This is a genomic window from Mycobacterium sp. TH-M116, from assembly GCF_057473685.1.
The window spans coordinates 1-14,068 of sequence record NZ_JBYCLC010000357.1 but is presented as its reverse complement, the minus strand read 5'-3'; the positions used below and the strand labels follow the sequence as shown (position 1 = coordinate 14,068).

The 14,068-nt window shown below is 70.0% G+C and carries 11 protein-coding genes and 1 tRNA gene; 7 read left to right on the top strand and 5 right to left on the bottom strand.

What is annotated here, in order from left to right; genetic code table 11:
• Nucleotides 1-17 precede the first annotated feature (17 nt).
• The 3 genes from AC2VOK_RS18345 to AC2VOK_RS18335 all read right to left on the bottom strand — a co-directional run bounded on the left by AC2VOK_RS18345 (nt 18) and on the right by AC2VOK_RS18335 (nt 5,312).
• Nucleotides 18-956, bottom strand: coding sequence for a nucleoside triphosphate pyrophosphohydrolase (locus tag AC2VOK_RS18345; RefSeq protein WP_428901743.1), 939 nt, complete (start codon nt 954-956; stop codon nt 18-20).
• Nucleotides 953-4,600 (bottom strand): transcription-repair coupling factor, encoded by a 3,648-nt coding sequence (mfd, locus tag AC2VOK_RS18340; RefSeq protein WP_428901742.1) that lies wholly within the window; start codon nt 4,598-4,600, stop codon nt 953-955. Before mfd ends, AC2VOK_RS18345 begins: the two co-directional genes overlap by 4 nt.
• Nucleotides 4,601-4,718: 118 nt before the next feature.
• Nucleotides 4,719-5,312, bottom strand: a complete 594-nt coding sequence (locus AC2VOK_RS18335) for a TetR/AcrR family transcriptional regulator (protein ID WP_428901758.1) — start codon at nt 5,310-5,312, stop codon at nt 4,719-4,721.
• Between the two features lie 184 nt (nt 5,313-5,496).
• Here AC2VOK_RS18335 and AC2VOK_RS18330 point away from each other — a divergent pair.
• The 7 genes from AC2VOK_RS18330 (at nt 5,497) to pth (ending at nt 11,334) form a co-directional block, all read left to right on the top strand.
• Nucleotides 5,497-5,568: transfer RNA gene (locus tag AC2VOK_RS18330), tRNA-Gln, on the top strand.
• A gap of 131 nt (nt 5,569-5,699) precedes the next feature.
• Nucleotides 5,700-7,178, top strand: coding sequence for a bifunctional UDP-N-acetylglucosamine diphosphorylase/glucosamine-1-phosphate N-acetyltransferase GlmU (gene glmU, locus AC2VOK_RS18325; RefSeq protein WP_428901741.1), 1,479 nt, complete (start codon nt 5,700-5,702; stop codon nt 7,176-7,178).
• Nucleotides 7,179-7,305: 127 nt separating this feature from the next.
• On the top strand, nt 7,306-8,286 hold the full coding sequence (locus AC2VOK_RS18320; RefSeq protein WP_421530549.1) for a ribose-phosphate diphosphokinase: 981 nt from the start codon (nt 7,306-7,308) through the stop codon (nt 8,284-8,286).
• A gap of 89 nt (nt 8,287-8,375) precedes the next feature.
• A complete protein-coding gene (locus AC2VOK_RS18315; protein WP_428901740.1) occupies nt 8,376-9,026 on the top strand; it encodes an LpqN/LpqT family lipoprotein in 651 nt (216 codons plus the stop codon).
• 72 nt (nt 9,027-9,098) lie between these two features.
• Nucleotides 9,099-9,968, top strand: coding sequence for an oxidoreductase (locus AC2VOK_RS18310; protein WP_428901739.1), 870 nt, complete (start codon nt 9,099-9,101; stop codon nt 9,966-9,968).
• Between the two features lie 139 nt (nt 9,969-10,107).
• Nucleotides 10,108-10,746, top strand: coding sequence for a 50S ribosomal protein L25/general stress protein Ctc (locus AC2VOK_RS18305; RefSeq protein WP_428901738.1), 639 nt, complete (start codon nt 10,108-10,110; stop codon nt 10,744-10,746).
• Nucleotides 10,747-10,758: 12 nt separating this feature from the next.
• Nucleotides 10,759-11,334, top strand: a complete 576-nt coding sequence (gene pth / locus AC2VOK_RS18300; RefSeq protein WP_428901737.1) for an aminoacyl-tRNA hydrolase — start codon at nt 10,759-10,761, stop codon at nt 11,332-11,334.
• Between the two features lie 133 nt (nt 11,335-11,467).
• Here the strand turns inward: pth and AC2VOK_RS18295 are convergent, their stop codons facing one another.
• Complete coding sequence (locus tag AC2VOK_RS18295; RefSeq protein ID WP_428901736.1) at nt 11,468-13,102, bottom strand: fatty acyl-AMP ligase; 1,635 nt, start codon at nt 13,100-13,102, stop codon at nt 11,468-11,470.
• 300 nt (nt 13,103-13,402) lie between these two features.
• A partial coding sequence (locus AC2VOK_RS18290; RefSeq protein WP_428901735.1) for a 4-(cytidine 5'-diphospho)-2-C-methyl-D-erythritol kinase occupies nt 13,403-14,068 on the bottom strand: 666 nt, incomplete at its 5' end.

Sequence of the window (14,068 nt, the reverse complement as noted above, 5' to 3'; positions counted from 1 at the left end):
TCGCCTCACATGCCACACTAGCGGGCGATCGACGGCCAGTGCTGCCGCCACTCCTGCTCACGCACCGCGCCCAACGGCGTCGCGTCGAGCTCTTCAGCAACGCTGCCCCCCCGGCGGGTGGCGGCGATCTCCCGCTCGACGATGCGGACCGTGTCCACGAAACCCAGAACGGCTGTGCGAAGCGCGCTCTCCGCGTCGATGTCGGCCGACACTGCGACCGAGGTGATCTCGGCGGGGATCAAGTCTGCGGGCAGCCCCGCTTTCTGCGCACGCTGAATCACTTTTTGCGCCAGCGCCAACGCCGGCTGCCCGGTGTGGACATCGTCCATCACGGAAGTGCGCGGCTTCTCGGCCGCCTTGCGCTCCTCCCACTGGGCCAGCTGTTCTTCGAGTGAGATCGGTTCACCGGCAAGCACTCCCGGTACCCGGTTGCCGAGCTTTCGGGTCAGCGCGAGCGCGACGTCGTCGATGGTGAACGCGTGCTGCGGCGCCTCCTCGGCGATGCGCGCGTGGAAGAGCACCTGTAAAAGAACGTCGCCGAGTTCGTCGCGCAACTGGTCTGCGTCGCCGCTGCGGACCGCGTCGAGCAGCTCGTAGGTCTCCTCCAGCAGGTAGCGGCGCAACGAGTCGTGGGTTTGCGCGCTTTCCCAGGGCCCGGCGGTGCGCAGCGTGTCCATCATCGCCACGGCGTCGACCAGTCGTTCGCCGCGCGGGGTCTCCGGGGCCGAGATCAGCCGGGCCCCCGCGGCCAGCCGGGCGGTGACGGCGGGGTGCTCGGGGTCGGACGACAACAGCACCGGCGCCACGTCGCCGGTGTCCACCAGGTGCGCCGAGGGCAGCGACCACGGCACCGTGACCGGCATCTCCTCGGTGTACTGCACCTCCCCGCGCAGGTGCTCGACGGCTTCGACGGGCACCAGAGATGGCCGGCGGGGGTCGAACAAGACGACGATCACGGAGCCGTCATACCAATCTCCACCTGCGGTTTCCCCTGCAGGGCGGTCACCAGGTCGGCCACCATCTGCAGCAACTCGACGTCGCGGATACGCGACGCCCCGACTCCGCCGGCCCGGGGAATCGGGACCTGCACGGTGGCGGTCGTGGCGCGATAGTTCGCCGCCGGATACATGCGCGCCAGGCGCACCTGGGCGGAGTCTTGCAGCGTGACCGGCGACAGCCGCACCACCGAAGTCGAAGGCGCCGACGGGGCCGACACCTCGGTGATGCCGGCGCCGCGGCACAGCAACCGGACTCGCGCCACCGCCACCAGCCGTCGCGCGGGTTCGGGCAGCGCCCCGTAGCGGTCGACGAGCTCGTCGACGACCGCGCCGATCGCCACGTCGTCGGCGGCCGCCGCCAGTCTGCGGTAGGCCTCCAGCCGAAGCCGGTCACTGGCGATGTAGTCCGGGGGCAGGTGCGCGTCCACCGGCAGGTCGATCCGGACGTCCTTGGGCTCCTCGGCGGCGACGACCGTCTGGCCGTCGGCTGCCGCCCGATATGCTTCCACCGCCTCGCCCACCAACCGCACGTACAGGTCGAACCCGACACCGGCGACGTGCCCGGACTGTTCCACGCCCAGCACGTTGCCGGCGCCACGGATCTCGAGGTCCTTCATCGCCACCGCCATCCCCGCACCCAGCTCGTTGTTCTGCGCGATGGTCGCCAATCGGTCGTAGGCGGTCTCGGTCAGCGGCGTGTCGGGCGGATACAGGAAGTAGGCATAGCCCCGCTCCCGGCTGCGTCCCACCCGGCCACGCAGCTGGTGCAGCTGGGACAGGCCGAAGGTGTCGGCCCGCTCGACGATCAGCGTGTTGGCGTTGGAGATGTCCAGCCCGGTCTCCACGATCGTCGTGCACACCAGGATGTCGTAGTCGCGGTTCCAGAATCCCGCCACGGTGCGTTCCAGCCGCTCCTCGGGCATCTGCCCGTGCGCGACGACGATGCGTGCCTCGGGCACCAGCTCGCGCAGCCGGGCCGCGACCCGGTCGATCGAGCTGACCCGGTTGTGCACGTAGAAGGCCTGACCGTCGCGCATCAGCTCGCGCCGCAACGCCGCGCCGACCTGCTTGTCGTCCTGCGGGCCGACGTAGGTCAGCACCGGGTAGCGCTCCTCGGGCGGCGTCAGGATCGTCGACATCTCCCGGATCCCGGCCAGGCTCATCTCCAGGGTGCGCGGAATCGGGGTCGCGCTCATGGTCAGCACGTCGACATGGGTGCGCAGCGCCTTGATGTGCTCCTTGTGCTCGACGCCGAACCGCTGTTCCTCGTCGACCACGACCAGTCCCAGGTCCTTCCAGCGCACCCCGGTCTGCAGCAGCCGATGGGTGCCGATCACGATGTCCACCGAGCCGTCGGCCAGGCCGTCGATCACGGCGCGGGACTCGGTGGCGTCGGTGAACCGCGACAGCCCTTTGACGGTCACCGGGAAACCGGCCATCCGGTCGGTGAAGGTCTGCAGGTGCTGGTCGGCCAGCAGCGTGGTGGGCACCAACACGGCGACCTGCTTGCCGTCCTGGACCGCTTTGAACGCGGCCCGCACCGCAATCTCGGTCTTGCCGTAGCCGACGTCGCCGCAGATCACCCGGTCCATCGGGACCTGCTTTTCCATGTCGGCCTTGACCTCGGTGATCGCGGTGAGCTGGTCGACGGTCTCGGTAAACCCGAACGCGTCCTCCATCTCGGCCTGCCACGGGGTGTCGGGGGCGAACGCGTGCCCGGGGCTGGCCTGCCGTTTGGCATACAGGGCCACCAGCTCGCCGGCGATCTCGCGCACCGCGCGGCGCGCCTTGGTCTTGGTGTTGGCCCAGTCGCTGCCGCCGAGGCGGCTCAGCGCCGGTGCCTGCCCGCCGACGTAGCGCGACAGCTGGTCCAGCGAATCCATCGGGACATAGAGCTTGTCGGCCTGCTGTCCCCTCTTGCTCGAGGCGTACTCGAGCACCAGGTACTCGCGCCGGGCGCCGCCGACGGTGCGCTCGACCATCTCCACGAACCGCCCGATGCCGTGCTGGTCGTGGACCACCAGGTCGCCGGCCGTCAATGCCAGCGGGTCGACGGTGTTGCGCCGCTTGGCCGCCAGCCGCTTGCCCTCGACGTCGGTGACCCGGCTGCCGGTCAGGTCGGTCTCGGTGATGATGACCAGTCGGGCTCCGGGAATGACGACCCCGTCGTGCAATGGTCCCCTGAGCACCCCGACCACGCCGGGTTGGGGAGCTTTGCCCGACTCCAGCATGGCGGCGGGGGTTTCGGACTCGGCCAGCCGCTCCACCACGCGGTGCGCGGTCCCGGTCCCGGGCGCGACCACGACGGCCGCGCCGCCCGTCGCGACGTGCGCGCGCAGCATCGCAAAAATTTCGTCGACGTCGTGCTGATGCCCACGCGCCGACGGCGAGGGCCGGATGTCGAGCTCCAGGGCCGACTCGTCGGACAGCTGGCTCAACGTCCACCAGGGGTGGCCTGACCGCGCGGCAGCGGCGTGCACGTCGTCCAGCTCGACGAAGCCCGATCCGCCGAACTGCGCCATGTCGACGGGCGCTTGATTTTCTGAGGTGCCCATTGCCGCGACCGACCACGACGCCTCAAGGAACTCGCTGCCGGTCTTGATCAGGTCGGCGGCCCGGGTGCGCACCTTTTCGGGGTCACACAGCAGCACCGGGGTGCCCTCGACCAGCTGGTCGGTCAGCAGCACGTGCTCGCCCGGACGCAGCACCGGGAGCAGCGCCTCCATACCGTCGACGGTGATGCCGTCGGCCAGCTTGGCCAGCATGTCGGTGACGCTGCCGGTGAGGGCGGGCTCGGCCCCCGAGTGCCGGGCGGCCAGCGCGGCGGCCCGCTCCCGGACGTCGTCGGTGAGCAGCAGTTCGCGGCAGGCGATCGCGATCAACGTGTCGACCTCGAGTTCCGGGATGGAGCGCTGATCGGCGACCGAGAACATCCGCATCTCGCTGACCTCGTCGCCCCAGAACTCGACGCGCACCGGGTGCTCGGCCGTCGGGGGAAAGACGTCGAGGATCCCGCCGCGCACGGCGAATTCGCCGCGCCGGCCCACCATGTCGACCCTGCTGTAGGCCAGCTCGACCAGCCGGGAGACCACGTCGCCGAACGAGATCTCCTGACCGACCGTCATGGTGACCGGTTCGACCAGACCCAGCCCCGGGGCCATCGGCTGCAGCAGGGAACGCACCGCGGTCACCACCACCTGCAACGGGGGGCCCAACCGGGCTCCTTGCGGATCGGGGTCGGGCTGTGTCAGGCGGCGCAGCACGGTCAATCGGGCGCCGACGGTGTCCACGCCCGGCGAAAGCCGCTCGTGCGGCAGGGTTTCCCAGGACGGGAAGGCCGCCACCGCGTCGCCGAGCACGCCGCGCAGCTCGGCCGCGAGGTCATCGGCTTCCCGACCGGTCGCGGTGACCACCAGCAACGGGCCCCGCCGCGCCAGCGCCGCGGCAACGAACACCCGCGCGCCGACCGGGCCGGCCATCCTCAGCTCGGCCGGGCGGGCCGCCGCGCTGTCGATCAACTGCCGGAAAGTCGGCGCGTTGAGCGCCAATTCGACGAGCCCCGCGATCGGGGTTTCTGGGCGAACAGGCCCCAGTGCGGTCATGATGCGATCATTCTAGGGGCGGCCACGTCGTCAGAATCGGGCCCGGCGCCGTTCCGGCGACCACCCGGCCCCCTGCCGCCTGCGGCAAGGAATCGCGAGCCAAACCGCGACGGCCGTCCTATTCGTCCTGCAGCCTGGGGTCGGCTTCCAGGTGGGTCAGGCCGTTCCACATCAGGTTCACCAGATGCGCGGCGACGACCTCCTTCTTGGGTTCGCGGGTGTCGAGCCACCACTGCGCGGTCATCGACACCGAACCCACCAGGGCCTGGGCGTACAGCGAGGCCAGATCCGGATCCAGGCCGCGTCGCGCGAAGTCGCCGGCCAGGATGGAGCTGACCTGGCTGACGGCGTCGTTGAGCAGGCTGGAGTAGGTACCCGAACTGATCGAGGCCGGCGAGTCGCGGATCATGATCCGGAAACCGTCGGTGCGTTCTTCGACGTAGGTGAGCAGCGCCAAGGCGACCCGCTCGACCCGCACCCGGGACCGGTTGTTGGTCAGCGACGAGGTGATGCCGTCGAGCAGCGCCGACATCTCGCGGTCGACGACCACGGCGTACAGACCCTCCTTGCCGCCGAAATGCTCGTAGACCACCGGCTTGGAGACGTTGGCGCGCTGGGCGATCTCTTCGATCGAGGTGCCGTCGTAGCCGCGTTCGGCGAACAGCGAGCGCGCGATGCCGATGAGCTGGTGGCGGCGCTCGCTGCCGGTCATCCGCGCGCGCGGCGACCGGACCTCCTTGTCCGGTTTGTCCGGCCCGGCGCCCAGCACAACCACGCCGTTCAGCGTATCGGTTTGCCGACCCCGCCACCGCGGCGTTTCCCTCGGGTCCACAACCGGACCCGCATTGTCTAGAGTTTGGGTGGCGCGATTCGGAAGTTGTCGCCGCGGTATGCGATCCGTCGTGGTGTAATCGGCAGCACCTCTGATTTTGGTTCAGATAGTTCAGGTTCGAGTCCTGGCGACGGAGCCCCACAAAGGCCCCGCTCTTTGCCTCGAGCGCGCAGGAAATGCCACGCTTGACAGCGTGTCGGCTGCAGACGCGCTCCCCCGCGGGCGGCAGGTGGCCGAGTTCGCGCGCCGAGGGTGGTAGGAGAGTCGATGGCGTTTCGCGGTGAGACCGCGGTCCTGGTTCTGGCGGCCGGAGCCGGCACTCGCATGCGGTCGGACACCCCCAAGGTGCTGCACACGATCGCCGGGCGCAGCATGCTGTCGCATTCGCTGCACGCGATCGCCACGGTGGCGCCCCGGCACCTGGTCGTGGTGCTCGGCCACGACCACCAGCGCATCGAACCGCAGGTGGCCGCGCTGGCCGACAGCGTCGGACGCCCCATCGACGTGGCGCTGCAGGACCGGCCGCTGGGTACCGGGCATGCGACGCTGTGCGGCCTGGCCGCCCTACCCGACGACTACGCGGGCATCGTCGTCGTCACTCCCGGGGACACGCCGCTCCTGGATACCGACACCCTGGCCGACCTGATCGCCGCGCACGGCGCGGCCGGGCCCGAGCACCGGGCCGCGGTCACGGTGCTGACCACCACGCTGAGCGATCCCAGCGGCTACGGGCGAATCCTGCGCACCCAGGACAACGAGGTGACCGCAATCGTGGAGCACGCCGACGCCACACCGTCGCAGCGGGAGATCCACGAGGTCAACGCGGGCGTCTATGCCTTCGACCTCGGGGCATTGCGCTGGGCGCTGAGCCGCCTGAGCGCCGACAACGCCCAGCAGGAGCTCTACCTCACCGACGCCGTGGCCATCCTGCGCCGCGACGGCCGTGCCGTGCATGCCCGCCACGTCGACGACAGCGCGCTGGTCGCCGGGGTGAACAACCGCGTCCAGCTCGCCGAACTGGGGGCCGAGTTCAACCGCCGCATCGTCGCCGCACACCAGATGGCCGGGGTCACGATCGTCGATCCCGCCACCACGTGGATCGACGTCGACGTGACGATCGGCCGCGACACCGTCATCCAGCCCGGAACCCAGTTGCTCGGCGGCACCCGGGTGGGCGGTCGCTGCGTCGTCGGCCCGGACACCACGCTGACCGACGTGACCGTAGGTGACGGCGCGGTGGTGGTGCGCACCCACGGCACCCAGTCCTCGATCGGCGACGGCGCATCGGTCGGGCCCTTCACGTATCTGCGGCCCGGGACCGTGCTGGGAGCGGACGGCAAGCTGGGCGCGTTCGTCGAAACCAAGAACTCCACCATCGGCGCGGGCACCAAGGTCCCGCACCTGACGTACGTCGGCGACGCCGACATCGGCGCACACAGCAACATCGGCGCGTCCAGCGTGTTCGTCAACTACGACGGCGAATCCAAACGGCGCACCACCATCGGCTCGCACGTGCGCACCGGCTCGGACACCATGTTCGTGGCCCCGGTGACCGTCGGCGACGGGGCCTACACCGGCGCCGGCACGGTGGTGCGCGACGACGTCCCCCCCGGGGCGCTGGCGGTCTCGGCCGGACCGCAGCGCAACATCGAAGGCTGGGTACGCCGCAAGCGGCCGGGCAGCGCGGCCGCACAGGCCGCCGCGGAGGCGGCCGGCCGGGACGGCCAGGCGTCCGAGCCCGAATAGACCCAGGCGTCCGAGCCCGAATAGACACGGTGAGTTCGTCTCCTGGCAACCCGTGTACGTAGCACTACCCTGCGCTACGTACGATGGGGCTTCTTCCCATTCGATCCCGAACGGCGGGGGCAGCAGCGTGAGCCACGACTGGACCGATAACCGCAAGAACCTGATGCTCTTCTCCGGCCGTGCGCATCCCGAGCTGGCCGAGCAGGTGGCCAAAGAACTCGACGTGCACGTCACCGCCCAGGTCGCGCGGGAGTTCGCCAACGGCGAGATCTTCGTGCGCTTCAACGAGTCGGTGCGCGGCTGCGACGCGTTCGTCCTGCAGTCGTGCCCGATGCCGGTGAACACCTGGCTGATGGAACAGCTGATCATGATCGACGCGCTCAAGCGGGGCAGCGCCAAGCGGATCACCGCGGTCATGCCGTTCTACCCGTACGCCCGGCAGGACAAGAAGCACCGTGGTCGCGAGCCGATCTCCGCGCGGCTGGTCGCCGACCTGCTCAAGACCGCGGGCGCCGACCGGATCGTGACCGTCGACCTGCACACCGACCAGATCCAGGGTTTCTTCGACGGACCCGTCGACCACATGCGCGGCCAGCACCTGCTGACCGCTTACATCAAGGACAACTACCCCGGCGGCGACATGGTGGTGGTCTCCCCGGACTCGGGCCGGGTGCGCATCGCCGAGAAGTGGGCCGACGCGCTGGGCGGAGCCCCGCTGGCGTTCATCCACAAGACCCGCGACCCGCGGGTGCCCAACCAGGTGGTGTCCAACCGCGTGGTCGGCGAGGTCGAGGGGCGCACCTGCGTGCTGATCGACGACATGATCGACACCGGCGGCACCGTCGCCGGTGCGGTGAAGCTGTTGCACGACGACGGCGCCACCGATGTGATCATCGCCGCGACCCACGGTGTGCTCTCGGATCCGGCCGCCGAACGGCTGGCCGGCTGCGGCGCCCGCGAGGTGATCGTCACCAACACGCTCCCGATCGACGACAACAAGCGTTTCCCGCAGCTGACCGTGCTGTCGATCGCGCCGCTACTGGCCAGTACCATCCGCGCCGTCTTCGAGAATGGTTCAGTCACGGGACTTTTCGACGGAGACGCATAGATGGGCGCTGAGGCGAGGAGGGCGGTCGTCGCGTCCCGGAAGAACCCGCCGCCGCGCGACGAGCCGGCGACGTCGACCCGCGCAATTCTGTGAGAGCACGGGCCATCCGGCTTCTCGCGGTAGTCGCCGCGGCGCTGACCGCAGCGGCCTGCGCACCGAAAAACCCGGATTTCCGCTCGATCCTGTCGACGACCCCGACCACCAGTGTCACCACGCCCACCGCAAAACCCGTCCCGCTGTCGCAGTATCTGCAGAGCATCGGCGTCACCGGCGAGCAGGTGGCACCCGGGTCCCTGCCGGACCTGACCGTGTCGATCCCGACCCCGCCGGGCTGGTCGTCGTTCACCAGCCCGAACATCGCGCGGGAGACGGTGATGCTGTCCAAGGACGGCAAGTTCCCGACCGCGCGGCTGGTGGTGTTTCGGCTGCGCGGCGACTTCGACCCGGCGCAGGTGATCAAGCACGGCAACGACGACGCGCAGCTGTTCGAGAACTTCACGCAGCTGGACGCCTCGGGGGCGCCCTACCACGGTTTTCCGTCGTCGATGATCCAGGGCAGCTACGACCTCGACGGCATGCGGTTGCACAGTGTGAACCGGATCGTCATCGCGACCGGCTCGCCGCCCGCCAGACAGCGCTACCTGGTTCAGCTGACGATCACCAGCCTGGCCGACCAGGCGGTCGCGGAGTCCTCCGGCATCGAGGCGATCCTCCACGGCTTCGTCGTCGCGGCGAAGTGACGGGCAGGCGCGGGACCACCGGGCCCACGGCTCTTCCGCTGAAGTTCGACGTCGGGCGCTAGGTTGAAAACCATGACCGACTGGACCGCCGCAGACCTGCCCTCGTTCGCCGGACGCACCGTGATCGTCACCGGCGCCACCAGCGGGCTGGGCGCGGTGACGGCCCGCGAGCTGGCCCGCACCGGCGCCGAGATCGTCATGGCCGTACGCAACACCGCCAAGGGCGAGGCAGCCGCACGCCGGCTAGCCGGCCGGTTCGAGGTGCGCCAGCTCGACCTTCGGGATCTGTCGTCAGTCCGCCGGTTCGCTGACGGGGTCGACAAAGCAGACGTCCTGATCAACAACGCCGGCATCATGGCCGCACCCTATGCACTGACCGTCGACGGCTTCGAGAGCCAGATCGGCACCAACCACCTCGGCCATTTCGCGCTAACCAACCTGCTGCTGCCCAAGCTCACCGACCGCGTGGTCACTGTCTCCTCGATGGCGCACTGGCCGGGCCGCATCAGCCTCGACGACCTCAACTGGACGAACCGGCGTTATTCGGCGTGGCTGGCCTACAGCCAGTCGAAGCTGGCCAACCTGCTGTTCACCAGCGAATTGCAGCGACGTCTCGACTCGGCGGGTTCGCCGCTGCGCGCCCTGGCCGCCCACCCCGGCTATTCGCACACCAACCTGCAGGGAGCCACCGGCCGCAAGCTCAGCGACGCGCTCGTGTCGGCCGCCACGCGGTTGGTGGCCACCGACGCCGACTTCGGTGCCCGGCAGACCCTGTACGCGGCGTCTCAGGACCTGCCGGGCGACACGTTCGTCGGCCCCCGATTCGGCCACCTCGGCCGGACGCAGCCCGTGGGGCGCAGCCGCCGGGCCCGGGACGCGGCCACGGCCGCCGCGCTGTGGGACCTGTCCGAGCAGCTGACCGGCACCAAATTTCCGCTCTGAGGCGCAGATGCGCTAACCTGGCCGGGCGTCACGGCGAGGGCGGCTGGCCGACCAGCCCCGTTATCGACGGAGACCGACTCACCAGTCGCGACCCTGGCCGTGCCCCGAAACCGGGCAACGAGCACACAGGAGCGACATCATGGCGAAGGCACCGGCCAACCGACTGGCGGTCACGCGGCGGGCCGAGACCGGCAAGGGCGCGTCGCGGCGAGCCCGCCGCGCAGGCAAGATCCCGGCCGTTCTCTACGGTCACGGCGCCGACCCGCAGCACTTGGAGCTGCCCGGCCACGACTACGCGGCCGTGCTGCGCCACGCGGGCACCAACGCCATCCTCACCCTCGACATCGAGGGAACCGAGCAGCTGGCACTGACCAAGGCGCTCGACATCCACCCCATCCGCCGCGCCATCCAGCACGCCGACCTGGTGGTCGTGCGTCGCGGCGAGAAAGTCGTCGTCGAGGTCAACATCGAGGTGCAGGGTGACGCCGCGCCCGGCACCCTGGTCCGGCACGAAACCAACAGCGTCGAGATCGAGGCCGACGTGTCGTCGATCCCCGAGCAGCTGACCGTGTCCGTCGAGGACGTCGAGCCCGGTACCCAGATCACCGCCGGGCAGATCACGCTGCCGGCCGGGGTCAACCTGATCTCCGACCCCGAGTTGCTGGTGGTCAACGTGGTGAACGCGCCGAGCGCCGAGGAGTTGGAGGGCGAAGGCGGCGGCGAAGTCTCCGAGCCCGAGACGGCCGAGGTCGAGGTTCCCGACGAGGCCGGCGAGTAGGCGGCCCGGGACGTGGCCGAACCGCTACTCGTGGTCGGCCTGGGCAATCCCGGAGACAACTACGCACGTACCCGGCACAACATCGGGTTCATGGTTGCCGACCTGCTGGCCGCGCGGCTGGGCTCAAAGTTCAAGGCGCACAAGCGTTCCGGTGCGGAAGTGGTCAGCGGCCGGCTGGGCGGGCATTCGGTGTTGCTGGCCAAGCCGCGCTGCTACATGAACGAGTCCGGGCGCCAGGTCGGGCCGCTGGCGAAGTTCTACTCGGTGGCCCCGGCCGACGTCGTCGTCATCCACGACGACCTCGACCTGGATTTCGGCCGCATCCGGCTCAAGATCGGCGGCGGTGAGGGCGGCCACAACGGGCTGCGCTCGGTGGCGGCCGCGCTGGGGAGCAAGGAGTTTGCGCGGGTGCGCGTCGGAATCGGCCGCCCGCCCGGGCGCAAAGATCCCGCGGCGTTCGTGCTGGAAAGCTTCAGCAGTGCCGAACGCGCCGAAGTGCCCACGCTCTGCGAGCAGGCCGCCGACGCGACCGAGCTGCTCATCGAACTCGGGTTGGAACCCGCGCAAAACCGGGTCCACGCCTGGTAATCCCCTTGGCGAGCAGACGTGAAAACCCCGCGACGCGCCGATCGCGAGGGGCTTTTGTGTCTGCCGGACCGACGCCAGCTGGGCCGACGTCTGCCGGACCGACGCCAGCTGGGCCGACGTCTGCTGGACCGGACTAGGTGACCAGCGTGACCGACGTGGAACGGCGCAGCTTGCCCGACGGGGTCTTCGGGATGGTGCCCGGCCCCAGCACGACGACGTTGCGCGGCCGGACATCGACCTCGGCCACCACCTCGTGGGCGACCTGGTGCTCGATTCGGCGCACCTCGGCGGGGTCCTGCCACGCGTTGGACTCGACGGCGACGGCGAACGTCTCGCGGGAGTGGCCGGCGTCCAGGCGCACCGCGACGGCGCAGCCGGGCCGCACCCCCTCGACGCGGCCGGCGGCGCGCTCGATGTCGGTGGGGTAGATGTTGCGGCCCGCCATGATGATGACGTCCTTGACGCGGCCACACACCACGACGTGACCCTCCTCGGTGAGGTAGCCGAGGTCCCCGGTGTCATACCAGCCGTGTTCGTCCTGAGCCGATATGAACCCGCCCATGGTCAGGTAACCGGGTGTCAACGAATCACCACGCAGCTCGATGACACCGACGCCGCGCGGGGGCAACACGTTGCCGTCGTCGTCGACGACGCGGGCCTCGAGGTCCTTGAGCAGGGGGCCGAGCGTGGCCAGCCGGCGGGTGTTGCCCTTGCCGGCGGGCACGGCGCGGCGCAGCGCGGCCAATAGGTCGGCGTCGACCTCGTCGACGACCAGGCCGGCGTTGCACTCCGAGAACGACACCGCCAGCGTCGTCTCGGCCATGCCGTAGGCCGGCAGGATTGCCGAGGAACTCAGGCCGAACGGCCGGCCCGCGTCCAGCAGGTCCTCGACGTCGGCCGGCTCGACCGGCTCGGCGCCGGACAGCGCGAAGCGCAGGCTCGACAGGTCGAAGTCGCCGGGTTTGGCGTTGCGGCGTAACCGCTTGGCGAGCAGGGCGTAGGCGAAGTTGGGCGCCGCGGTCATGGTGCCCTGGTACTTGTCGATGAGCTTGGCCCACAGCAGCGTGTCGCGCAGGAAGTCCATCGGCGTGACCTTGACCAGTTCCGCGCCGAAGTACATCGGGATCGTCAGAAACCCGACCATGCCCATGTCGTGGAAGCAGGGCAGCCAGCTGACCATGACGTCGGAGTCGACGTCGTACTGGGCGCCGATGAACATCGCCTCGGCGTTGGAGTAGATGTTGCGATGGGTGATCTGGACGGCCTTGGGCGACCCGGTCGACCCGGACGTCAGCTGCATCAGCGCCAGGTCGTCCTCGCCGACCTCGACGGGGTCGGCCGGGTCCGATGCCAGCAGGTCGGCGACGGTGAGGACCTTGACGCCCTTCTCCTCGAGCACCGGGATCGCCACCAGGAAGGGCTCGGAGACGATGACGGCCTTGGCCTCGATCATGCCGATGACGGTCATCGTGTCGTGGGCCCACACGGCCAGGTCGGTGCGCGGTGTCGGCTGGTGCAGCATGGTCAGGCTGGCCCCGCGCATCCACAGGCCCTGCGCCGTCGGGGCGATTTCCACGGGGAAGCCGGCGAGCACACCGACCGCGTCGCCGAGGCCGATGCCGGCCGCGGCCAGACCGCCAGCGATGCGACGCGCCCGCTCGTGAACCTCACCCCAGGTGTGCCGGACGGGTTCGTGGGGTTCGCCGGTGACCATGCCGGTCGTGGCCGTGCGGGCGTTCCGGTACATCTTCTCGGTAAACCTGCTCACAGAAGCCTCCTCGGTTCCGGCACTGTACCCATGGCCCGGAATTTCATGTTCCGCCCGCCGGACGCCGCGTGGTAGGCGGCGCGCGAGCACAGTTGGGCAGCGGTTAGGTCTCGAATCGGTGATGGATCGCCGACCCTGCACGCGATCGCGGCCCGCCCGCCGAAGCGCCGGGTGGAGGGATTCTGCTCACCGCTGTTCGTCACCGCGAGCCATCTTAAACTCCTCTTAAGTAACCTCCAAACCATTACGGCGTTTCGGTGTGATTTCACCCTCGTTTCACACCTCGTTTCACACCTCGTTTCACACCTCGGTGGGCGACGGCACCACGCGCGCGCCGGGCACCGGGCCGCTGGCAACGCGCACGGTGCGGCAGACGCCCGCCCCGGCCAGCTCGGCGCCCACGTCGACCGCCGAACCCGCCGAGGCGCACAGGAACGCGCACGTCGGTCCGGAGCCGGACACGAGGCCCGTCAGCGCGCCGGCCTCGACACCGGCGCGCAGGGCACGCCGCAGGCCCGGCTGCAGACTCACCGCGGCCGCCTGCATCTCGTTGCCCAGCAACGGCGCCAGCCCGGCGGGATCGCCTGCGGCCAGCGCGGCCAGCACCGGTCCGGGCTCGGCCAGCCGGGGCGGGTCCCCTACGTCCCTGAGCCGGTCGAGCTCGGCGAACACCGCAGGGGTCGACAGCCCGTGGCCGGCGAATCCCAGCACCCAGTGGAAGGTGTTGCGGGACAGCACGGTGGCCAGCTCCTCCCCGCGCCCCGTGCCCAGTGCGGTGCCGCCGTGCAGCGCGAACGGTACGTCGCTGCCCAGCTGGGCGGCCAGCGTGCGCAGATCGCGGCGGGGCACACCCAATTCCCACAACGCGTTCATGGCGACCAGCACCGCCGCCGCGTCTGCGCTGCCGCCGGCCATGCCCCCGGCCACCGGGATGGTCTTGTCGATCAGGATCGAGACGTCCGGCGC